The 21,114-nt window shown below is 66.5% G+C and carries 19 protein-coding genes; 12 read left to right on the top strand and 7 right to left on the bottom strand.

Annotated elements, in window-relative coordinates; all coding sequences use genetic code 11:
* Nucleotides 1-59 precede the first annotated feature (59 nt).
* The 5 genes from ACZ6QQ_RS09000 to ACZ6QQ_RS08980 all read left to right on the top strand — a co-directional run bounded on the left by ACZ6QQ_RS09000 (nt 60) and on the right by ACZ6QQ_RS08980 (nt 5,188).
* Complete coding sequence (locus ACZ6QQ_RS09000) at nt 60-1,103, top strand: DMT family transporter (protein WP_465875355.1); 1,044 nt, start codon at nt 60-62, stop codon at nt 1,101-1,103.
* Nucleotides 989-2,248 (top strand): MFS transporter, encoded by a 1,260-nt coding sequence (locus ACZ6QQ_RS08995; protein ID WP_465875354.1) that lies wholly within the window; start codon nt 989-991, stop codon nt 2,246-2,248. Before ACZ6QQ_RS09000 ends, ACZ6QQ_RS08995 begins: the two co-directional genes overlap by 115 nt.
* Nucleotides 2,249-2,319: 71 nt before the next feature.
* Nucleotides 2,320-2,661, top strand: coding sequence for a PadR family transcriptional regulator (locus ACZ6QQ_RS08990; RefSeq protein WP_465875353.1), 342 nt, complete (start codon nt 2,320-2,322; stop codon nt 2,659-2,661).
* Nucleotides 2,658-3,608: a permease prefix domain 1-containing protein gene (locus ACZ6QQ_RS08985; protein WP_465875352.1), complete on the top strand. Its 951-nt coding sequence runs from the start codon at nt 2,658-2,660 to the stop codon at nt 3,606-3,608. Before ACZ6QQ_RS08990 ends, ACZ6QQ_RS08985 begins: the two co-directional genes overlap by 4 nt.
* 89 nt (nt 3,609-3,697) lie before the next feature.
* Nucleotides 3,698-5,188, top strand: coding sequence for a hypothetical protein (locus ACZ6QQ_RS08980; protein WP_465875351.1), 1,491 nt, complete (start codon nt 3,698-3,700; stop codon nt 5,186-5,188).
* 89 nt (nt 5,189-5,277) lie between these two features.
* Here the strand turns inward: ACZ6QQ_RS08980 and ACZ6QQ_RS08975 are convergent, their stop codons facing one another.
* On the bottom strand, nt 5,278-6,231 hold the full coding sequence (locus ACZ6QQ_RS08975; RefSeq protein WP_465875350.1) for an AraC family transcriptional regulator: 954 nt from the start codon (nt 6,229-6,231) through the stop codon (nt 5,278-5,280).
* An 88-nt stretch (nt 6,232-6,319) separates the two neighbouring features.
* Here ACZ6QQ_RS08975 and ACZ6QQ_RS08970 point away from each other — a divergent pair, with 88 nt between their 5' ends.
* The gene (locus ACZ6QQ_RS08970) at nt 6,320-7,159 is read left to right on the top strand and encodes an NAD(P)H-binding protein (RefSeq protein ID WP_465875349.1); all 840 of its coding nucleotides are present in this window, start codon (nt 6,320-6,322) and stop codon (nt 7,157-7,159) included.
* Nucleotides 7,160-7,269: 110 nt separating this feature from the next.
* Here the strand turns inward: ACZ6QQ_RS08970 and ACZ6QQ_RS08965 are convergent, their stop codons facing one another.
* The 4 genes from ACZ6QQ_RS08965 to ACZ6QQ_RS08950 form a co-directional block, all read right to left on the bottom strand.
* Nucleotides 7,270-10,356, bottom strand: coding sequence for a DEAD/DEAH box helicase (locus ACZ6QQ_RS08965; protein WP_465875348.1), 3,087 nt, complete (start codon nt 10,354-10,356; stop codon nt 7,270-7,272).
* Nucleotides 10,357-10,447: 91 nt separating this feature from the next.
* Nucleotides 10,448-14,056, bottom strand: coding sequence for a tetratricopeptide repeat protein (locus tag ACZ6QQ_RS08960; protein WP_465875347.1), 3,609 nt, complete (start codon nt 14,054-14,056; stop codon nt 10,448-10,450).
* 15 nt (nt 14,057-14,071) lie between these two features.
* Entirely contained in the window at nt 14,072-14,527 is a 456-nt protein-coding gene (locus ACZ6QQ_RS08955) for a hypothetical protein (protein ID WP_465875346.1), read from the bottom strand.
* 648 nt (nt 14,528-15,175) lie between these two features.
* Nucleotides 15,176-15,592, bottom strand: a complete 417-nt coding sequence (locus ACZ6QQ_RS08950) for a GntR family transcriptional regulator (RefSeq protein ID WP_465875345.1) — start codon at nt 15,590-15,592, stop codon at nt 15,176-15,178.
* A gap of 266 nt (nt 15,593-15,858) precedes the next feature.
* On the opposite strand from ACZ6QQ_RS08950, the gene ACZ6QQ_RS08945 reads away from it, so the two are divergent.
* A complete protein-coding gene (locus ACZ6QQ_RS08945; protein WP_465875344.1) occupies nt 15,859-16,170 on the top strand; it encodes a DivIVA domain-containing protein in 312 nt (103 codons plus the stop codon).
* The gene (locus tag ACZ6QQ_RS08940) at nt 16,170-16,427 is read left to right on the top strand and encodes a hypothetical protein (RefSeq protein ID WP_465875343.1); all 258 of its coding nucleotides are present in this window, start codon (nt 16,170-16,172) and stop codon (nt 16,425-16,427) included. Before ACZ6QQ_RS08945 ends, ACZ6QQ_RS08940 begins: the two co-directional genes overlap by 1 nt.
* Before the next feature lie 45 nt (nt 16,428-16,472).
* Here the strand turns inward: ACZ6QQ_RS08940 and ACZ6QQ_RS08935 are convergent, their stop codons facing one another.
* Nucleotides 16,473-16,823 carry a hypothetical protein gene (locus ACZ6QQ_RS08935; RefSeq protein ID WP_465875342.1) on the bottom strand — a complete coding sequence of 117 codons (351 nt, stop codon included), beginning with the start codon at nt 16,821-16,823 and terminating at the stop codon, nt 16,473-16,475.
* A 172-nt stretch (nt 16,824-16,995) separates the two neighbouring features.
* On the opposite strand from ACZ6QQ_RS08935, the gene ACZ6QQ_RS08930 reads away from it, so the two are divergent.
* A complete protein-coding gene (locus ACZ6QQ_RS08930) occupies nt 16,996-17,433 on the top strand; it encodes a hypothetical protein (RefSeq protein WP_465875341.1) in 438 nt (145 codons plus the stop codon).
* 24 nt (nt 17,434-17,457) lie between these two features.
* Here the strand turns inward: ACZ6QQ_RS08930 and ACZ6QQ_RS08925 are convergent, their stop codons facing one another.
* Nucleotides 17,458-17,841 (bottom strand): winged helix-turn-helix transcriptional regulator, encoded by a 384-nt coding sequence (locus ACZ6QQ_RS08925; RefSeq protein ID WP_465875340.1) that lies wholly within the window; start codon nt 17,839-17,841, stop codon nt 17,458-17,460.
* A gap of 129 nt (nt 17,842-17,970) precedes the next feature.
* On the opposite strand from ACZ6QQ_RS08925, the gene ACZ6QQ_RS08920 reads away from it, so the two are divergent.
* The 3 genes from ACZ6QQ_RS08920 to ACZ6QQ_RS08910 all read left to right on the top strand — a co-directional run bounded on the left by ACZ6QQ_RS08920 (nt 17,971) and on the right by ACZ6QQ_RS08910 (nt 21,075).
* Nucleotides 17,971-18,834, top strand: coding sequence for an SDR family oxidoreductase (locus ACZ6QQ_RS08920; protein ID WP_465875339.1), 864 nt, complete (start codon nt 17,971-17,973; stop codon nt 18,832-18,834).
* A gap of 139 nt (nt 18,835-18,973) precedes the next feature.
* Nucleotides 18,974-20,188, top strand: a complete 1,215-nt coding sequence (locus ACZ6QQ_RS08915; RefSeq protein WP_465875338.1) for a PP2C family protein-serine/threonine phosphatase — start codon at nt 18,974-18,976, stop codon at nt 20,186-20,188.
* Between the two features lie 83 nt (nt 20,189-20,271).
* Entirely contained in the window at nt 20,272-21,075 is an 804-nt protein-coding gene (locus ACZ6QQ_RS08910) for an alpha/beta fold hydrolase (RefSeq protein WP_465875337.1), read from the top strand.
* Nucleotides 21,076-21,114 lie beyond the last annotated feature (39 nt).

Below are 21,114 nucleotides of genomic sequence, written 5' to 3'. Positions count from 1 at the left end.
ACCAGTCCACCCCCAGGAGGCGAACGGTGCTCGGCGGCTCGCGCGGAACCCTCGTACGCATGGCGGTCCTCGCCCTGCTCTGGGGTTCGGGCTTCCTCTGGATCAAGGTCGCGCTCGGTGGCGGCCTGACCCCGCTCCAGATCACCGTCATCCGCTGCGCCCTCGGCGCGGCCGTCCTGCTGGCGCTCGCGTACGCCGCGCGCCAGCGCCTCCCGCGCGACCGACGGACCTGGCTGCACCTGGTGGTGGCCGCCTTCTTCTGCAACGCCCTGCCGTTCTTCCTGTTCAGCGTCGGCGAACAGACCGTCGACTCCGGTGTGGCCGGGGTCCTGAACGCCACCACGCCGCTCTGGTCCCTGCTGATCGCCCTCGCCCTGCGCGGCGAACGCCACCCGCGCCCGCTGCGGCTGGCCGGCCTCGGGCTCGGCTTCGCCGGCACCCTGCTCATCTTCGCGCCCTGGCACGAGGCGGGCCTGACCAGTTGGGGCGCCCTGCTGCTGCTCGCCGCGGCGGCCAGCTACGCGGTCGCCTTCGCCTACATGGCCCGGCACCTGAGCGGCCGACCGACCGGGCCGCTCGCCCTCTCCGCCGCCCAACTGCTCACCGCGACCGGCCTCACCACGCTCGCCCTGCCCGCCGGATCGGCCGGCCCGTCGTCACCCACCCTGACCGCGATCGTCGCGGTCGTCGTGCTCGGCACCCTGGGTACGGGGGTCACCTTCCACCTCAACGCCCGGCTCATCGCCACCGAGGGCCCGGTCACCGCCGCCACCGTCGGCTACCTGCTGCCGGTCGTCTCGGTGGCCCTCGGTGCGCTGGTCCTCGACGAACCGCTCAACCCGCGCATCCTCGCCGGCATGGCGGTCGTGCTCGTCGGCGTCGGCCTGACCCGCACCCGGCAGGCGTTGCCCGCTCCGGTACCGCCGCCCGCTCCGGTGTTGCCGCCCGCTCCGGCACCCGGTCACCCCGACGATCGAACGGAAGCACCGTGCAACCCCACTCACCCTGGCGGGTCCCCGACTTCCGCGTCCTGTTCACCGCCGGCATCCTCAGCCAGCTCGGCACCAACGTCGGATACGTCGCCGTACCCCTCATCGCGGTAACCGCCCTCGACGCGAGCCCCGGCCAGGTCGGCGCGCTCGCCGCGCTGGGCACCGTCGCCTTCCTCCTGATCGGACTGCCGGCCGGGGCGTGGGTGGACCGGCTGCGGCAGCGCCGGGTGCTGATCGTCGCCGACCTGGCCCGAGCCATCCTGTACGCCTCCGTCCCGATCGCCTGGGCCCTGGACGCGCTCACCCTCGGGCAGCTCTACCTGGTGGTCCTGCTCGGCGGCTGCGCCACCGTCTTCTTCGACATCGGCTCGCAGAGCGTGCTGCCGCAACTCGTCGGCCGCGACGGTCTGGTCCGGGCGAACGCGGCCGTGGTGAGCCTGATCGCCGCCGCCAACGTCGCCGGGCGGGGCGTCGGTGGAGCACTCGTCCAGCTGCTCACCGCCCCGCTCGCCGTGGCCGGTACGGCGCTGGCGTACCTGGCCTCGGCGGTGCGGCTCACCGCTCTGCGCCGTACGCCGGCCCCACCGCCGCCGCAGCGACGTACCCGGCTCGGGGCGCAGATCGGGGCGGGACTGCGGCACGTCTTCGGCAACCCGGAGCTGCGGGCGCTCGCGCTCACCGCGGCCCTGGGCAACTTCGGTTCGCAGATCGTCAACACCATGCTCCCGGTGCTGATCGTCGGCCAGCTCGGTCTGCCGGCCGGTGCGCTCGGCCTGTTCTGGGCGGCCGGCGGTGCCGGTCTGCTGGTCGGCGCCAGCTGTGCCCGCCCGATCGCCGCCCGCCTCGGGTACGGCCGCACGCTGGGCCTGGCCGGCATCTGCCTGGCCCCGGCCGGGCTGCTGGTGGCGTTGCTGGACCGGGGCCCGTGGCTGTGGTTGGCCGGGGCCGGCTGGGTGCTGGCGTTGTTCAAGACGGGTCTGGACAACGTGCTCGGGGTGAGCCTGCGTCAGCGGATGACGCCCGACGCCCTGCTCGGCCGGATGAACGCCACCTTCCGGTTCGTGCTCACCGGGGCGCTCGCGCTCGGCGCGGCGGTGGCCGGTCTGATCGGCGAGTTGACCGGCGTACGGGTCACGCTCTGGGTCGGCGCCGCCGTGATGGCCACCGCCTTCCTGCCCGTCTTCTGCTCCCCGGTCCGTACGCGTCGTGCGTTGCCGCAGGAGGAACAGCAGGTGGGAGCCATGGTCCGGGGCTGACCCAATGTCCTTGAGGGAGACAATGATGTCCCGATGGACAACACTGTGTGGCACACACTATAGTTTGACGCATGGCAAGCGATGAGATCCTCCGGACGCACCTCCAGGAACTCCGGCGGGGCACGGTGGTCGCGGCGAGCCTGGTCGCGCTGCGCCAACCCGGCTACGGCTACGCCCTGCTCCAACGACTGACCGAGCACGGCTTCCCGGTCGACGCGAACACCCTCTACCCGCTGCTGCGCCGCCTGGAGGAACAGGGCCTGCTGACCAGCGAGTGGAACACCGACGAGAGCCGGCCGCGCAAGTTCTACCGGACCAGCGAGGACGGCGAGACCATCCTGGGTCGACTCCTCGACGACCTCGCCGCCATCCAGACCTCCATGACCGGGCTGATCGAAGGAGCCGACCGATGAACACCCTCACCGACCGCTACCTCGCCGCGACCCTGGTATCCGTGCCGGCGCAACGCCGCGACGAGATCGCCGCCGAGCTCCGCGGTTCGATCGAGGACATGATCGAGGACCGGGCCGGCAACGGCCAGGACCCCGCCACCGCCGAGCGCGACGTGCTCACCGAACTCGGCAACCCGGAGCGCCTCGCCGCCCGCTACGCCGACCGCCGGCTGCAACTCATCGGCCCCACCTACTACCTGGCCTGGGCCCGACTGCTGCGGCTGCTGCTCAGCTTCGTACCGGCCCTCGCCGGCACCATCGTCGCCGTGGTCAACGCGGCCGAGGGCGGATCGGTCGGTAGCGTGATCGGCTCCGGGATCGGCACCGCCGTCGAGGTGGCGGTCCAGATCGGCTTCTGGGTCACCGTCGCATTCGCCATCGCCGAACGCGCCAAGCCCAACCTCGACCTGCCCGACTGGACCGTCGACCAGCTACCCGACGCCCCGGTCGACCGTCAGGTGAGCCTCACCGACACCGTCGCGGTCGTCGTCATGACCGGCCTGCTCCTCGCCTACCTGCCCTGGCAGCACTTCCGGTCCTGGGTCGAGACCACCGACGGCACCAACATCCCGATCATCGACCCGGCGCTGTGGACGTCCTGGCTCCCGGCCCTGATCACTGTCCTGGTCGCCGGCCTGGTCTTCGAGATCGTCAAGTACCGGATCGGGCGCCTCACCTGGCCGCTGTTCGGAGTCAAGGTCCTGCTCGACCTGGCGTTCACCCTCCCGGTGATCTGGCTGCTGCACACCGACCGGCTGCTCAACCCGGCCCTGGCCGACCGCTTCGACTGGCTCGGCGACGACGACAACCTCACCACCGTCACCACCCTCGGCGTCGCCATCACCGCCATCGTCGTCTTCTGGGACATCGTCGACAGCGCGATCAAGACCCGCCGCGCCAACGCCTGACACCCGCGCCGACCGAGCGCCACGCCCGGCACGTGCAGACGTGTCGGGCCGGCGCCCGTGCACTCCCGGCCTCCCGGTCCGGTGCGGTGGTGTCGGCGGTCGCCGTTAGGCTTCGCGCGCTCGCTGTGAGAACGGAGGCACAGGACATGGGAGAGACCGAGACGCCGTCGATGTCGCTCGGGGAGATCATCGACCGGTTGGAGCATCCGGACCCGGTCGCTGTACGGCTGGCCGACGGTGACCCGGCGCTGTTGCCGCAGCGACCGAGGCGGATGTTCCTGGCCGCACCGCTCCGGCACGACAGCGACACCTGGGACCGCTTCGTACGGCGCTTCGAGCTGGAAGAGTGGGGCAAGCCCGGTTGCGTGATCGCCGACTCCGGCAACGAGGTGCCCGTGGGAGGACTGACGGGCTGGTCGCCGTGGCGCCTCTTCCTCGGCTCCGACCCGGCGATATCGCTGTTCGGCTGGCACGGGGCGCTGGGCAAGCCAGCCGGGCTGCCCGAACTCGGAGCATGGGTGCTCGTGCCCGAGCAAGCCACCGCCGACGAGATGTCCGCAATCGCCTGGGCCCGGGAAAACGTCGGGCAGCCGGTCACCGCCCCGAGCGATCGGCGCCACCGGATGATGACCGAACGCGAGCCGGACACGTACGACTACGGTTTCGATCTTCGGTTCAACCGGGCGCCAGAGCAGCGCCTGGCCCTTGTCCTGTTCACCTACGACGACCTGCTGGCCCGCGCGGCTGCACTGGCCGAGTGGCTGAGTGACGTACGCGAGACCGTCATCGCTCCGGTCGCCGGTCGGTTCGGTGACAGGTTGATCATCGATCCGACGGGCGAGGCGTTTTCCGGCGCGGCCTACGGCGCAGCACTGAACCTGCACGTGGTCTCGACGGAACAGGAATCGTGCTGGGCCGCCGCCGACGAAGAGGGCTGGCAGCAAGCGCTCGACCGCCTCCGACGTGGGGAACTGCGCGAGTTCTCCGCCGGTCTGACTCGGTCGAACGGGAAGGGCGCGTGGAGCCACTACCAGGCTGGGCTGGACGTGTCCGTTACGTTGCGGGACCAGTTCAGCGACCTGACCGGGCCGCTCGCCGACGGCCACCCGGCGACGATCGTGCTGGAGGTCGGCAGGTCGCTGCTGGAGGAGGCGGGCATCGGCGGCGTGGCGCACATGGTGGACCTGCTACAACAGGCGAGTACCCGATTCGAAGTCGCACACGGCTACGTGGGTGTCTCTTCGTGGCGAATGACGGACCGCTCCCAGTACGAGAATCGCCACGGCGCCGCATGGAATGGAACCCGACTGGACGTGATGACCCGAGGGGTCCATTGGGGAAACCTGATCGGCTCGAAGCACCTGGCCGCGATCGGTGGCGAGCATCGCCTCCGGCAACTCCACGCCGCTGGGCGGATCAGTGGCGTCGAGCAGTGGAGCACCGAGCCGGCCCTGTGGTGGTACCAGCTCACCGACGACCCGTACGGCCCCGTGAACCAGCGTGCCGACGAGGTAGGGGCCCTGTTGCAAGCGATCACTCCTCGTCGCCTCCGACCAGCGGAGCAGCACAGCCCATCGTGATCGATGACGTACGCGGTCCTTTGGTGCCCTGCCGATCCCGGTTCGGACGCGCGACCCGGTGACCGCCGACCCGACCGAGTGCCACCCCGTCACATTCGCGACGTGACCGGGTTGGCGCTCCGGTGTTCGGCCGCCGAATCCACCAGCCGACGGTGCTCGCTCGGGCTCACCCCGTGCACCCGCTTGAACGCCGCGCTGAACCCGAACGCGTCCGCGTACCCGAGCTGGCGCGCCACGGCCGCCACCGTCGCCGTCGACTCCGTCAACAGGTCGGCGGCCAACGCCATCCGCCAGTCGGTGAGGTACGTCAACGGCGGCTCACCCACCAGCCCGGTGAACCGTTTCGCCAGCGTCGTACGCGACACCCCGGCTCGCGCCGCCAGCGAGGCGAGCGTCCACGGTCGGTCCGGCGCCTCGTGCATCGCCCGCAGCACCGGCCCCACCGTCTCGTCACCCAGCGCCCGGTACCAGTCCGGCGGCTCGGCGTCCGGCTGGTCGAACCAGTCCCGCAGGGTGCAGACCAGCAACCAGTCCAACATCCGGTCCAGCACGATCTGCCGACCGGGCCGACAGTTGCCGAGCTGCGCGTCCAGATAGTCACGCAGCGACGCGCAGTCGTGGTCGTCCGTCGCCACCAGCACCGGCGGCAGTATCCCCAGCAGCCGCTGCGGCGCCCGCCCCTGCACGTGGTACGCCCCGGCCAGCAACACCATCCGCTCGGCTGGATCCGCGTCCACCGCTCCGGTCACCCGCGACTGCCCACAGTGGATATCCCGGACCTCTCCCGGCCGGAAGTCCGAGCGGGGCTCGGTGGAGAAGACGAACGGCTCCGGTCCGCGTACGACCGCGATCTCGCCGAGGCTCACCTGGCGGGGCTTGTCGCTGCTCGGGTGGGTGATCCAACCCTCGCCGCGCAGCGGCGCGCAGAGCGTCAGGGGTGCGCCGTCGACAAAACGCAACGCCCCCGGCGGTGACAGCACCGACCGCCCGAAGGCGGCACCGTCGGCGCGTACGCCGCGCAGCAGATCGTCGAACGGGTCCATGACCTCACCATAGGTCGCGGACGATCGGACATGCCCGGCGTACGGCTGCCCATGTCCTGTCCGTCGCCGAGCCGGTTGACTGGTCACCATGACAGCAGACGCGAACGACATCCTCGTCATCGGCGGCACCGGCAAAATCGGACGCCGGCTGGTACCGGCGCTGCGGGCGTCGGGCCGGCGGGTCCGGGCGGCTTCCCGCTCGGGCGAGGTGCGTTTCGACTGGTCGGACCCGGACACCTGGCAGCCGGCCTTATCCGGGACCTCGGCGGTCTACCTGATGGCCCCGGAGGGCCCCGACGAGGCCGGCGAGTTCGTCACGCTGGCGACAAAATCCGGCGTCAGCCGGTTCGTGGCGCTCTCCGGACGCGGCATCGACCAGATCGAGGGCGACTTCTCACCCGGCATGCTCGCCGCCGAGCAGGCCGTACGCGACTCCGGAGTCGAATGGACCATCGTCCGGCCGAACAACTTCAACCAGAACTTCAGCGAGGACCTGTGGCACCAACCGCTGCGCGACGGCCGGTTGGGTCTGCCGATCGGCTCCACCCCGGAACCGTTCATCGACACCCGGGACATCGCCGACGTCGCCACCCTCCTGCTGACGACCACCTCGGACAGCCACCACGGCCAGGTGTACGACCTCTCCGGCCCCCGCGCGCTCACCTTCGCCACGGCGGTGGCGACGATCGCCGAGGCCGCCGGAAAGTCGATCCGGTACGACGAGCTGACGCCGGAGCAGTACCGGGCGGAACTGCTCGCCGAGGGCTACCCGGAGGAGGTCGCCACCGCCCTGAACGTCATGTTCACCGGAATGCGCGACGGCCACCTAGCCGAGCCGACCGACACCGTAACCCGCCTCCTCAACCGCAACCCGACCGACTTCGCCACCTACGCCACCCAGACGGCAGCGACCGGCGCCTGGTCATAACCGCCCGCACACCGTGCCCGCCCCTCTCTCCTCGTCGATCTAGGGCAAATACGTGTGAGTCAATCTCCAGTCACCACCATCTGCCCTAGATCGCCGAAGAGAGGGGTGGGTTAGGCGGCGATGACGCGGGCGGCGTGGAAGACGTCGGCGGGGAGTTCGTGGTCGAGGCGCCAGAAGATCCGCATCGGCCGGCTCCCGGTGTGTCCCTCGTACGTCATCGGCCCCGCGTAGAGGTACGGCGGGGCGCCCAGGTCGCCGTCACGTTCCTTGGACTCGCGTACGAACAGGTGCACGCTCGACCCGCGTTCCCGGTGGTTCATGTAGCGCTGCCCGGTCGGGGAGGCCACCGAGGTGGTGCTCTGCGACTCCCACTGGAACAGCTCCGGGGTGATGGCGCGGTCGGCGTACATGGTGGTGGGGGAGTAGTGCTGCTCCGACTTGCGCAGGGTGACGAAGAAGATGTCGGCCTGCTCCGCCTCGACCCACTTCACCCCTTCCCGCATCGACGCCGCGTCCGGTACGCCGAACGCCGCCAACACCTCGTTGCGGCTGTACCTGGCGTGCACCCGCAGCGGAACGGTCGGCGACGCCACCGGGCCGACCACTCGATGCATCCGTTCCCGCAGCACCTCGTAGAGCTGCCCCAACTCGGCCCGCCGATCAGGGTGTTCCGACCAGAGCCGGATCAGCCGCTGCTCCCGTTCGCCGACCGCCACCTTCGGCCCGAACAGGTTGAGGTGCATCAGGTCGACCAGCCGTCCGGAGGCCGGCGTTTCACCGGCGGCGATCTGCCGCAGCAGGTCGAGCCGGTCCGGGTCGTCCAGGTGCAGCATCCGACCGATCGCCGGCCCGAGTACCCTGTCGTCCGGCCCGGCCGGCCCGGTGTCCAGCCCGGCGAGCCGACGCAGCCCGGCCCAGCCGCCGATGCTCTTGCGCCGGTAGAGGTCCTCGACCTCCAGCCCGGTTTCGCGCAGGTATTCGGCCAGGCTCACGTCACCGAGTTGGCGCAACTCGGCGGTGAGATTCTTGGTCGAGCTGGGCAGCGCGCTTTTCAGGTTCGCCAGCACGATGTCCTTGGCGACCCGGTCCAGCTCGATGTGGCAGCCGCTGGGCAGGGTGGGAAAATCTTCGCGTACGGCGGTTTCGACCGCTCGCCGGCTGACCCCGGTCAGCGCCCGCCAGCGTAGGTCGAAGCGGAAGTTGGCGTTCTGCCCACCGATGAAGTCGAGCACGGTCAGGCACGCTTTGTTGTCGTCCAGGCGCAGCCCACGGCCGAGCTGCTGGAGGAAAATGGTGGCACTCTCGGTCGGGCGCAGCATCAGGACCGTGTCGACCATCGGCAGGTCGACACCCTCGTTGAACACGTCGACGGTGAACAGGACCCGCACCTCGCCGCGTTTGAACGCGTCGATCATCGGCTGTCGGTCGGTGATGTTCGAGGTCACGGCCCGTGCCGGCACACCGGCCCGGGTGAACCAGTCCGCCATGAACTCGGCATGCTTGATGCTGACGCAGAACCCGAGCGCCCGCATGCTGTTGACGTCGACCTTGTCGCGTACGGCTTGCAGGATCGTGCGGGCGCGGGCGTCGTTGCCGGTGTAGACCCGGTTGAGGTCGGCGGCCTCGTAACCCTGCCCGCGTTTCCACGTCAGCGTCGACAGGTCAACATCGTCGTGCAGCCCGAAATACTGGAACGGCGCGAGCAGCTGCCGCTCCAGCGCCTCCCACAGGTGCAGTTCAACAGCCGCGTGTCCGCCGAACCACAGCCGCACGTCGCCGCCGTCAGCCCGGTCCGGGGTCGCGGTCAGCCCCAGGAGTACGCGCGGCTGCACGTGTTTCAACAGCCGGGCGTACATCGGCGCGTCGGCGTGGTGGAATTCGTCCACGATGACCATGTCAAAGCGGGTCGGGTCGATCTCGTGGCGGTCGAGCGACTGAATCGAGGCGAAGACGTGTCGCCACAGGGTTGGCCGTTCGCCGCCGACCAGGACCTCACCGAAGCTGCCGTCGCGCAGCACATGCCGGAAGACCGACCGGCTCTGCCACAGGATTTCCTTGCGGTGCGCGACGAAAAGCAGTGACTCGACGGTCTTGTCCCGGCGCAGTTCGCGGTAGTCGAGGGCGGCGACGACGGTCTTGCCGGTGCCGGTCGCCATCACCACCAGGTTGCGGTAGCGCCCGTGGACTACCCGTTCGGCGGCGAGGTCGGCCAGGATCTCGCGCTGGTAGCCGTACGGCCGGACGTCGATGTTGGTTATCTGGATGTCGGAGTCGGTGAACGCGCCGCCGGTGTGCTCGTTGCGGAGCGCTCGACGTAGCCGGTCGCCGTCCCGCCCCGGCTGGTAGTCCTCGAACGCGGGATCGCTCCAGTAGTCGGTGAAGGTCGCCTCGAACGTGTTGATGACCGACGGTTGTTCGAGGTTGGAGACCCGGATGTTCCACTCCAGGCCGTCGACCAGCGCCGCCTGCGAGAGATTCGAAGATCCGACGTACGCGGTGCTGGCCCCGTTGTGACGGCGGAACAGCCACGCCTTGGCGTGCAGGCGGGTGGTTCGGGTTTCGTAGGAGACCTTGACCTCGGCGCCCAACTCGACCAGCCGGTCCAGGGCACGTTGGTCGGTCGCGCCGAGGTAGGTGGTGGTGATGACCCTGACCCGGCCACCACGTTCGATCAGTTCCCGCAGGGGGCGCTCGACCAGGCGCAGCCCGTACCACTTGATGAACGCACAGAGCAGGTCGACCTCGTCGGCCGACGCCATCTCGGTAGCCACCTCGTGCCCGATGCGCGGCTGATCCCGCCCGTTGACCAGCAGCGCCCCGGTCGACAGGGGAGTGCGTGGCCGTACGGGAAACCTCGGCACTTCCGGCGGGGTGGGCGGGTCCGCGATCGCGGTGAGCAGCTTGTGTACGTCAGCCACCTGGTCAGCGCCGTCAACGGCGTCCGGGTCGATCCGTTCGATCGCCCCGGCGATCTGGTTCGCGATCGCCACCTGCCGAGCAAGCTTCTCCCTGTCGGAGCCACCGACCGCCCGCAACGCCCGAGTGGTCAGCGCGGCAATATGCCGACTCAACACCTCGTGCGCGTCCACCGGATCAAGATCCGCACGTTCCACCAGCTCAGCCCCGATCCCGTCGAGCTGACCAGCCAGCCCGTACGTGATCAGACGCTCGTAAATCCCCCGCCCCAGCTCAACCACTAATGCAATCTACGATTACAGCCAGGTGAAGTAAAGAACAAACCACGATGCGCGCTGCCGCAGCTTGCGCTGAAATGAATGAGCGTGTCGCTCATGTGGCCTCGCGATCTGGATCGATAGCAATATCCGTCCATTCGCCAAATTCTTCAAGGGTGGCTATTGGCTCACTGCCCGCAATTGCGCTTGCGATCTTCTGCAAGAGGCGTGGAGATCGATGTCCGTTTGCGATAGCGACCTCGACGTTGCGATTGAGTGGCCAGCCCTCGGAAAGAATCCCTTGTAAAAGTAGTTGCTTAACGACTCCTAATGCGCGGCCGGGGCCTCGCTCAACGTGCGCGAACCAGTAAAATTCACTCTCCAGGCGTATGCTAGCCTCGATCTCTTGTGTTAGCAGGTTCGCCACCAGCGCAGTCGCCCTAAGATCTTCTCCTATTATGAAAAGTACTTGTGCAAGATTAACAAGGTTGTTGGGGTCCGGGGGAGAGAAGCTGCATGCCTGCTCAAGAACTTCAAGGGCGGCCTCCAATTGACCTTGGTGGTGATGTAGGAAGAGGCCGAAGCGACCGAGAATATCTGGACTAGCTGCACGTTCGGCCAGCGCCCGCTCGAATAGGGCACGTGCCCGGCCCATTTCTCCTCTCGTCGCAAGCAGTTCGGCGAAGTTGGCAAGATTATTGACATGCCCTGGATCGACTTCTAGGGCGCGATCGTACAGCCTCTCTGCAAGCCCGGGGTCGCCTAACCTCGTTTCGGCGAATATCGCGAAATTACCAATTAAATTGGCATCGTTCGGATTAGCCTCGACCGCATTTTTGTAAAGATCGAGAGCGGAATCCAGTTTTCCTGGAATGCTGCTTAGGTAGCGTGCGTAGCTCTCGGCAGCCCAACTGTTGGAGGGGTCCGACGTCACCGCTCTGTCAAATAACTCCCGTGCTTTTTCATGGGCACCGCGATTGCCAAGGAAGTCGGCGAAGTCGGCTAGGTTACCTGCATTCCTTGGATCTATTTCTAAGGCACGCGTGTAGAGCGTCTCGGCGAGATCGTCATCTTGAAGCTTTGTCTCCGCAAACACGGCGAAACTGCCGATTGTGTTTGGGTTGCGAGGATCGACCTCAATAGCCTTCTCAAATAGCTCGCGTGCCCGATCTGGGTCTGTCTTTTGGTTGGCGAGAAACCGAGCGTAACTAACAAGTACCGAACTGTTGGTGCGCCCGCTCTCTATCGCTCGTTCAAATAGTTCCTGGGCGTCGTCAAGATTGCCGAGGCGGGCCTCTAGGTTAGCGAAATTTGTTAGCGTAACAGCATGTGACGGTGCTAGCTTCAGTGCACGTGAATAAGAACGCTTGGCAAGTTCGAGGTCACGAAGTTTGGTCTCGGCGAAGCTAGCAAAGCTTGCGATTAGACTATGACTTTTGGGATCGACCTGAAGAGCCTGTTCAAATAGTTCTCGTGCACGATCGACCCCGCCAATTTCGCTGGCCATGAACTGCGCGTAGCGCTCTAAGGCCCAGCTATTGACGGGAGCGATCGAAGCCGCACGGTCGAACAGTTCGTGCGCTTCGTTACGTCGCCCTCGCTCCGCGAGGAAATCAGCGAACGCGATGAGTGATCCGAGGTGTCCTGGATTGGCTCCTGATGCTTGCGTGAAGAGCTGCTCGGCAAGATCGAAGTCATGAAGTTTTATTTCGGCGAAAATTGCGAAGTTGCTGATGAGGTTCGGGTCGTTCGGGTTGGTTGCGATCGCGCTTTCGAATAGCTCGCGAGCGCGACCCTCCTCTCCTGGTTGGTCGGCTAGGAACCATGCGTACCGAGACAGTGTTGCGATCCCGCCGGGATCAGCTGTCATTGCTTCGTCAAAAATCAGTTGCGCATCATGCGTATGGCCTTGGCGCGAAAGGAAATTCGCGTAGTTGAGCAAATTTCTTACATGTGCACCGTCTACTATTAGTGCGCGCCGGTAAAGATCTCTAGCTAAATCGGTGTTACGGATATGGGTTTCGGTGAAAGCTGCAAAATCACCGAGAAGATCGGGGTTGTTGGCATCGATTTGAACTGCTTTCTCGTACATCTCCTGCGCTTTGGTATATTGCGTTGTATGCGAGCCTAGTATCCCGGCATAACCGGCCATTACTAAGCTGCTGTGGGGATGCTCCACCAGGGCGCGCTCAAACAGTTCGACAGCTTGTTCGAGTTCCCCTGTGCGTGCATTGAACTGCGCAAAGTTGACGAGGTTATTGGCATGTCGTGGATTTACCTCAAGTGCTCGCGTGTATAGTGATCTCGCTAGGGCGGTATCGCGAAGGCTGTTTGCGGCGAAGATTGCAAAGTTCCCTATCAGTCCTTCGTCATCTGGGTCGATTTCAATCGCCTTCTCATACACTTCTCTCGCGCGAACGAGATCGTGTGCCTTGCTAGCAAGGAAGCGGGCGTAGCTCTCGAGTACCCAGCCGCTGAGAGGTTTCGCTGAAATGGCACGCTCGAACGATTCGCGCGCACGATCTTGTTCGCCTTTGTCTGCCAGGTATTCGGCAAAGCCGGCAAGATTGAGGGCATGGTTAGGGTCAATCTCGAATGCTTTAACGTAAAGTCTTTCGGTGAGATCGGTATCTCGGAGTTTGGTATCCGCAAAGTTGGCGAAGTTTCCGATCAGGTCGGGATCGGTCGGGTCGACCTCAACTGCTCGTTCGTACAATTCGCGAGCGCGTGCAAATTCTCGCAGGTGATCGGCGAGAAAACGAGCGTATCCTTCGAGGGCGCGGGCGATGCTTCCGTCTGTATGGATTGCCCTTTCAAAAAGTTCCTGGGCTTGAGTGTAGTCTTGCTGTTGCGCGAGCATGTCGGCAAAGTTTGCGAGATTTCTCGTGTGCTGCGGATCGATCGATAGCGCACGGGAGTATAGTCGTTCGGCAAGCGCGGCGTCGTGAAGCTTGGTTTCCGCGAAAATTGCAAAGTTGCCAAGCAAATCAGGGTCAATCGGATTTTGTTCGATGGCCTTTTCGTAAATGTCGCGAGCGCGGTTTGGATCTCGCATCTCGTCGCCTAGAAAATTGGCGAAGCTGTACAATGTGAGACTGTTCGAAGGGTCGATTGTTAAGGCTTGTTCGAAAAGTTGGAGGGCGTGCGTCAATTCACCCTTCTGGGCCTGACTCTGTGCGCCTCGTACTAGACGTCGTGCGCTTTCGTCTCTGTTGTCGGTCGGTATTGTCAGATCCGTGGAATCCCCGACGTCATTCCTTGCGACAGCTATTGCTCCGTCAACTATTTCCGCCGGTTTGAGTACCGGGGATATTGTATTCGCGGTCGCCCCGGGTTTCCGTGCACCTTGTTCCATTGCAGGTAGATTGTAGATGAACTTCAGTCGCTGCACTTCTTGGGCTGAAGTTGCCAGAACTAATTCTTGGCCCTCCTGGTCCTGCTCGCGTACTCTATCTTCCTGGCGTTCGGAAATGTTCTCGGTTAGATGCACTTGCGGGGCAGGGGGAGTGACTGGTGGGTCTGCTGTATCCGCCCGCTCTGTGCCGCTGAGGCCGTCTGATTTGTCCTGAGTCGCGTGATTTCGCGGGCTTCGCTTTCGCGCAGCGGCGTCTGCGAGTTCTAGGAGTTGTCGGGCAGCGTCTTCCGCGCGCTTCCATCGGCGTTGCTCGCCTGGAATAGGTATAAAACCCCAACCAACGACGCGAATCGGTGCTTCATCACCCATCTATCCACCCTACACCTAGTCCTGCGTTCCTTGCGTCAGCAACGAGACGGCTGCTATCGCACCTGCGGTGGCGGCGAATGCGATCTGTATCCCTAGCGTCCACTGTACTGCGTGTACCACAGCTACATTGGCGTTCGCTGCCTTTAGCGTCGCTGCGCGTAGTTCGGTGAGGAGTTTTTGTTCGTCCCAACCATGTAAGTGGGAGAGTTCAAGAACCCTGGCCTGATCCGCTTCCGTGATCCTGTCGAAAAGGATAATTAGAATCACTGCGACGAATGAGGTGCCGAGGAGAATCGTAGCAATAAAGTCTAGGGCGCTTACCTTCCCTACTTGCAGCGCGGATGCGGCGAGTGTAGCTGCGGTCGCCGAGGCGAACGTAGCTAATAGCTTGGCGGTGTCGATCTGTGCTCGCTGTCGTGCAAAGGTTCTGTCGGCTTGACTTTCAAGCCACTCTGCGGGGGTCTGCCCCATTGGGCTAGTCCTCATTCCTCAGAGTCGGGCAACTGAATGTTGTCAGAGTAAGCACCTTGAACTGGAAGCGGTGACTTTACCAGGACCGACACCCCTGTTGCGACCCTCGGCGCCGTGCTTGTGTCAGCGCCCCGCAGCCTGAGGCCTTGTCGCTGGGCGTCTATATTGCCTCAAATGTACCGACCTGCGTGATTGATGTTCGTTGAGCCGGGTGTCCCTGGTCTAGTGATGTTCTTTGCCAAAAGGGTGTATGGACCTTCGCCGCCTCCCGCGGCCACTAGGGCCTGCGTCGGAGTCAGTCACAGCCATATTCGTTGATGGCGACGAGGTGGATCGTGGCTTCGTAGCAGAAGCCCAGCTTGTCGAAACGGGTGACAACGGCCCGGTTGCGTTTGAGTCGTTGATGCGTACCCCACGGCGTGACGCTGCTTGTAGGTATCGGGATCGAAAAGCCGGTGGTCGGCCGCCCTCGGACCTTTTGGCCCGCCGGCGGGCGTGCTGGTCAGCCATGCTCGGGATCGTCGTGGATTCCGCGTTGGTGCAGGTAGACCCATTGGCCTTTGACATGTATGCCGGCGTGCCGATTCTCCGCTCGTTCGTCATCGCTCGGGATTATGAGGTGAGCCAGGAGGGGCCGGAAGGTCTGGTTCAAGTCGTCTTCGGGCGGATCAGCTCGACCTGATCGCCGGGCTGAACTTCTACCTCACCCTTTGGGTGACGGATTTCGAGCACGGGCACCCCTTCGTCGAGGTGCATGTCTTGACGCTCCCTGCCTGTTGGCATTCGCGCAACCACTGACCCGCCCGCAGGCAACTCGGCCTTTGTGCGGTCGGGGGTCTCGCGTACGCGGGTGCCGTGGCCCCGGATGGTGCTGACCAAGCCTTCGGAGCGGAGCAGGGACACGGCCATCCGTACGGCTTCGCGGCCGATGCCGTACTCCTGGGTCAGCCGCGCCTCGCTCGGCAGCGTCGTGCCGGGCGCCAGTTCGCCGGACTCGATGCGCTCGCGGATCAGGTCAGCGAGCTGCACATAGACCGGCGTGTGCGAGCGCGGATCGATGCTCATACCGCACAAGTCTTGTTCCCCCGTGGGCTGAGCTGGTTGTGCCCCTGAGCCCCTGTACGTATAGTCGCAGGATCGAACCCCGTTCATGGGCGAATTCGGATAACCGCCCCTGCGCTGAGGGCTCGACTGGCATGGCTGATGAGCGGCCCTGCTGCCGTACTGCTGGACCCGAGGCTGCGGTGGTGGGGCGAGGTGGTCCGCCCGTTCGCGGCGGACGGGCGGGCCACCCCTTCCAGACCCGATCCGAACCGGAAGGCAGGCACAACATGCGTAACTTCTTGGCACGGTTCCGCAGGGGCGAGCGGGAGAGCAGAGGGGTTCACTACCGGTCCAGGGCATACGCGCCGTTGCGGCCGTGGCAGGTGCGCGGGCGGCGGTTCCGTAGGGTCGGCTGGTTCGGGCGGCGCGGGCTCGACCCGAACGAGGTGCAGGAGTTCCTGGACCGGGTCGCCACGGACATGACCAACCTCTACGACGAGCTGGCGCAGAGCAGGGACGAGACGATCCGGGTCAAGGCGGCGCTTCGGCAGTGGCAGTCGCGCCAATCTCGTACGGCGAACGTCTCGGAGCGCTACTGATGACCGACCGGGAGCGTTTTGTCGTACGCGTGCCGGTGCTTGCCCGAGACCTGGCCGGCGCCCAGCGTCTGGCCCGGGTGGTGGGTCGGTCCCTGCGGCTGCTGCCGCTTTTCGACCCTGGCGAGATCACCGTGTCGTACGAGGACGAGCAGCGCGTACATCATCGGGTGTTCTGTGACCGGTTCCTCGGTGGCGGCCGGCGCTGCCTGCTGCATGCCGACCACGACGGCGCCTGCGCCCGCCGGATGCGGCGATGAGCAGGCAGAAGGACGTGTCGCGGGCTGCATCCGCAGGTTCCTGGTTCAGTGCTCGCCGGCCGCCGGGTCGTCGCGGGTCTGCATCTCGCGCAGCGCCTCGTCGGCGGCGATGACCTCCTGGTACCACTGCCGGTGAACCCGGTACGTGCGGTCGAGGTGGAACCGGTAGTAGAGCCCGGTCGGCCTGCCGAACCGGAGGTCGCGCGGGAGGCGCTGTACGCCCCTGCGGCCCATGACGAGGATCGCGCGGTCGGTGACCACGAACGTCTCCGCCGGCATCGTGAAGATCCCCCAGCCGGCCAGCGTCATGAATCCCGTCTGGACCTGCTCGCCGGGCTCCAGATGCGGCGCTGCCTGGGTGGCCAGCATCTCGCTGCGTCGTTCCCTGTAGCCCACGGTTCTCCTCCGATACCAGATGGGCGTCCTGCTGCGGCGTCGTCAGTATGGGCTCGGTCGGCCGTTCCTGCTCCTTGGCGTCCGGAACCGGCCAGGTTGGGGCAATTGTTCACGAACTTCGATACCGTGGCGGGCGACTCCGGATCATTCGTCCACACTGGTGAGGCAATCGATGACCCCAGCCCCCGCCCGACTCGCCGTGTCGATACTGCTGCTCACCGCCCTCGCCGGCTGTGGCGAGGCACCTCGGGAGTCCCGTACGCCGGGCGCCCCGGCATCCGCGACGGACGCCCCTCGGGAACCCCAGCCCTCGGCACCCGCGACGGACGCCCCCTGGGAGGCGCACACCCTGGTCCTCTCGATGACCGGAACGGCGACCCTGGAGCACGTCAGCTACGAGGTCAACGGCGAGACCGTGGAGGAGAAGTCCGCGAAGCTGCCGTGGGAGAAGAGCTTCCGGATCGAGTCGGGCGCGTGGAAGCTGGTTGTCCGGCACAGCGACGGGAACGTCAGGGCGATCGCCACGCTCGACGGGAGTCTGTTCACCCAGGGCGCCGGTAGCGGTGACGGCACCGGCCAGCTACAGCTCTCCGGATCGATCGACGAGTGAGCCGGGGGCGCTGCCTGCCGGAAGCTAGCGGCTGGCGTTGGTGCTGTTCACCTCGGCCTGGACCAACTCCACCAGGTCCACGATCTTGGCGGCGACGCGTGCGCCGAACGGGGTCAGGCTGTATTCGACGTGCGGTGGGATGGTGGCCTGCACGTCGCGCAGGACCAGGCCGTCGCGTTCGAGTCCCTGGAGGGTCTGGGCGAGCATCTTCTCGCTGACGCCGTCGACCCGGCGACGCAGGGCGTTGAAGCGGTACGAGCCCTCGTGCAGTGCGGCGAGGGCGAGCAGGCCCCACTTGCCGGCCAGGTTCTCCACGATGCGCCGGGAGCCGCAGTCGCGGGCGAAGACGTCGGCGACCATGGCGTCGTCGCCGTCGTACCCGTCTGTGGCGGGGGTGGAGTCAACCATGGTCCCTACGGTAGCCGTGAGCTGGGCGCGGGCATCAGTGAAAGTGCTCACTATTCCTCGGCGCTTTCGAAAAGTTAGTACATCCTTCTGGGAGGCAACCCGTCAGTTGACCCGCCAAAGGAGCTGGACATGATCGTCGTCACCGGGGCCACCGGGCATCTCGGCCCCATCGTCATCGAGGAACTGCTGGCGCGCGGTGTGCCGGCCGCGGAGATCGTTGCCGCCGTACGCACCCCGGAGAAGGCGGCCGGGCTCGCCGAGCGGGGCGTACAGGTGCGCCGGGCCGACTACGACGAGCCGGACAGCCTCGTTGCCGCGTTCGCGGGCGCCGACAAGCTGCTCTTCATCTCCGGCAGCGAGGTCGGGCAGCGGGTGCGCCAGCACGGCAACGTCGTCGAGGCCGCCAAGGCGGCGGGCGTCGGACTGCTGGTCTACACCAGCATCCTGAACGCCGACAACACCGAGATGCTGCTCGCCGAGGAACACAAGGCGACCGAGGCGATCATCCGCGAATCGGGCCTGCCGTACGTCCTGCTGCGCAACGCCTTCTACTTCGAGGTCTACTCGGCCAACTTCCCCGCCGCCCTGGAGCACGGGGCACTGGTGAACGCCACGGGCGACAACCGGCTGTCGGTGGCGAGCCGCGCCGACTTCGCCGGTGCGGCGGCGGCCGTACTCACCACCGAGGGACACGAGAACAAGGTGTACGAACTGGGCGGCGAACCCGGGTTCACGCTCACTGAACTCGCCGCCGAACTGACCCGCCAGAGCGGCCGTACCGTGGTCTACAACGACCTTCCGGGGGCCGAGTACACCGCGTTCCTGACCAGTGTGGGTCTGCCGCAGCAGGCGGCCGAGGTCTTCGCCGACGCGAGTGTCGGGGCGACGCGTGGCGAGGCGTTCACCGACAGTGGTGACCTGCCGCGCCTGCTCGGCCGCCCCACCACCTCGCTCACCGACGCCGTGGCCGCCGCACTCAAGGAACTGGGCTGATCCCGATCCGGTCCTGACCGGGGTGACGGCGTGCCGTTGTCGGAGGGTACGCCGTCACCCCGCCTACCTCCCGTAGCCGGGTCGGCCCCCGGTGGCAGGATCAGCGGCGGGCTCCTACGGTGGGGGTGACATTTGGAGGATGCGCGTGGTCGACGCGGGCGAGGCCGTGCGCTGGTTGCACCTGAACGCACCCCGTGGGGGGCCGGACGACCTGTCCGGTCTGATCGCGCGGGCGGCGCCGAGGATCGGTGCCGGTGAGATCGTGGTCTACCTGGCCGACTACGGGCAGACCCAGCTCGTGCCGCTGCTCGGCAACGGTCTGGAGGACCGGGAGGCCCTGTCCATCGAGGCGACGCTCGCCGGGCGCGCGTTCAGCGGGCTCGACGTGCAGGTGACGGTCGACGGCGGAGACCGGATGTGGGTGCCCCTGCTGGTCGGGTGCGAGCGGATGGGCGTACTGGAGGTGGTCACGCCGGCCGCCGGGGATCCGGACACGGAGGCCGCCGCGCGGGAACTCGCCGTCAGCGTCGCCCAGGTCCTGGTCAACCGCCGGCCGTACGGCGATGTGGTCGAGCGGATGCGGCGGCGGCTGCCGATGCAGGTCGCGGCGGAGATCGTCTGGGGCCTGCTGCCGCCGCTCACCTTCGCCACCGACGACATGATGGTCACCGCCATCCTCGAACCGTGTTACGACGTCGGCGGGGACGTCTTCGACTACGCGCTCAACGACAACGTGCTCAGCGTCGGACTGTTCGACACCTGCGGGCACGGGATCAAGGCGAGCACGCTGGCCTCACTCGTGGTCAACGTCTACCGCAACGCGCGCCGCTGCGGCCTCGACCTGGTCGACACCGCGCTCAGCATCGACAAATGGATCCGTGCCGAGCACCCGAACCTCTTCTCGACCGCGCTGCTCGCCGAGCTGGACCGGGCCACCGGGCGGCTGCGTACGATCAACGCCGGTCATCCCGGTGCGCTGCTGCTGCGCGACGGCAAGGCGATCCGCGAACTCCCCGGACCGACCGCGCTGCCGCTGGGCCTCGGCCACCTGTCGGGCAGGCGTCCGCAGGTGCACGAGGAGGACCTGCATCCGGGTGACCGGGTGCTGGCGTACACCGACGGGGTGACCGACGCGCGCAGCGGCGACGGGGAGCGGTTCGGGGTCGAGCGGCTGGTCGACTTCGTCAACCGGGCACTCAACGACCGGTTGCCGACGCCCGAGACGATGCGCCGCCTGGTACGCGCCGTCGTCGCGCACCAGGACGACGAACTCCAGGACGACGCGACGGCGATGTTCCTCGAATGGCGCCCGCCGCGCAGCCCGCTCGCCCACCTCTCCGGCGCCGACTCGTAGGGCGGCGGGACCACCTCCACGCCCACCGGACCGTAATCTGTTGACGACCTGTCGAGTGTCGTGAACAGGTTCGGGGGAATCGCATGGGCCGGGTGACGTCGCAGGACGGCACGTCGATCGCGTACGAGCGGCAGGGGAGCGGACCGCCGGTGATCCTGGTCGGGGGCGGGCTCGACGACGGCTCGGAGAACGCGCCGCTCGCGGCCGAGTTGGCCCGGTGGTTCACCGTGTATAACTACGCCCGGCGCGGCAGGGGCGACAGCGGCGACACCCTGCCGTACGCCGTACAGCGGGAGATCGAGGACCTCGCGGCGCTGATCGGCGAGGCCGGCGGATCGGCCAGCCTGCACGGTGTCTCCTCCGGCGGTGCGCTCGCCCTGGAGGCCGCGGCGGCGGGTCTGCCGATCGACCGGCTCTCGGTGTACGAGGTGCCGTACCTGGTGGCGGCCGATGTCGCCCAGTGGTGGCCGGAGTACGTCGATCACCTCGAACTGCTGCTCGCCGAAGGTCGTCGCAGTGCGGCGCTGGCCCTGTTCATGCGGATGGCCGGCTCGTCCGAGCAGGACATCGACGAGGCGAGACGGTCACCGCTCTGGCCCGGTCTGGAGGCGCTCGCCCACACCCTCGTGTACGACGCGGCCTGCCTGGGTGAGGACGGCAGACCACCGGTCGCGCGCCTGGCCCGGATCAGCCAACCGACCCTGGTCAGCACCGGCCGGGCTCGCATCGAGCCGATAACCATCAACCAGCAGCGCAGCTTCTTCGACCATGCCGCCGACGTGATCGCGGCGAAAATTCCGGGAGCCCAACGGCAGATCGTCGGAGGTCACGGCCACGTCGTCGACCCGTCGAGGTTCGCCCCGCTGCTCGCCCTGTTTTTCCGCTGAAACCCGCGTGCGGTCCTCGGGGCGGCGGCGGTAACGTTC

It is taken from the genome of Micromonospora sp. NPDC049529 (assembly GCF_055586685.1).
Note: the sequence above shows the minus strand (reverse complement) of the source record. Positions and strands in the feature narration are given on the sequence as shown.

Bases quoted from the DNA above. Each gene is read 5' to 3' on its own strand.
- ACZ6QQ_RS08915 (WP_465875338.1), top strand. From the start codon at position 18,974: ATGCGCGTGGTCGACGCGGGCGAGGCCGTGCGCTGGTTGCACCTGAAC.
- ACZ6QQ_RS09000 (WP_465875355.1), top strand. From the start codon at position 60: ATGGCGGTCCTCGCCCTGCTCTGGGGTTCGGGCTTCCTCTGGATCAAG.
- ACZ6QQ_RS08950 (WP_465875345.1), bottom strand. From the start codon at position 15,592: ATGAGCATCGATCCGCGCTCGCACACGCCGGTCTATGTGCAGCTCGCT.
- ACZ6QQ_RS08910 (WP_465875337.1), top strand. From the start codon at position 20,272: ATGGGCCGGGTGACGTCGCAGGACGGCACGTCGATCGCGTACGAGCGG.
- ACZ6QQ_RS08920 (WP_465875339.1), top strand. From the start codon at position 17,971: ATGATCGTCGTCACCGGGGCCACCGGGCATCTCGGCCCCATCGTCATC.
- ACZ6QQ_RS08925 (WP_465875340.1), bottom strand. From the start codon at position 17,841: ATGGTTGACTCCACCCCCGCCACAGACGGGTACGACGGCGACGACGCC.
- ACZ6QQ_RS08945 (WP_465875344.1), top strand. From the start codon at position 15,859: ATGCGTAACTTCTTGGCACGGTTCCGCAGGGGCGAGCGGGAGAGCAGA.
- ACZ6QQ_RS08960 (WP_465875347.1), bottom strand. From the start codon at position 14,056: ATGGGTGATGAAGCACCGATTCGCGTCGTTGGTTGGGGTTTTATACCT.
- ACZ6QQ_RS08955 (WP_465875346.1), bottom strand. From the start codon at position 14,527: ATGGGGCAGACCCCCGCAGAGTGGCTTGAAAGTCAAGCCGACAGAACC.
- ACZ6QQ_RS08990 (WP_465875353.1), top strand. From the start codon at position 2,320: ATGGCAAGCGATGAGATCCTCCGGACGCACCTCCAGGAACTCCGGCGG.
- ACZ6QQ_RS08940 (WP_465875343.1), top strand. From the start codon at position 16,170: ATGACCGACCGGGAGCGTTTTGTCGTACGCGTGCCGGTGCTTGCCCGA.
- ACZ6QQ_RS08985 (WP_465875352.1), top strand. From the start codon at position 2,658: ATGAACACCCTCACCGACCGCTACCTCGCCGCGACCCTGGTATCCGTG.
- ACZ6QQ_RS08970 (WP_465875349.1), top strand. From the start codon at position 6,320: ATGACAGCAGACGCGAACGACATCCTCGTCATCGGCGGCACCGGCAAA.
- ACZ6QQ_RS08975 (WP_465875350.1), bottom strand. From the start codon at position 6,231: ATGGACCCGTTCGACGATCTGCTGCGCGGCGTACGCGCCGACGGTGCC.
- ACZ6QQ_RS08930 (WP_465875341.1), top strand. From the start codon at position 16,996: ATGACCCCAGCCCCCGCCCGACTCGCCGTGTCGATACTGCTGCTCACC.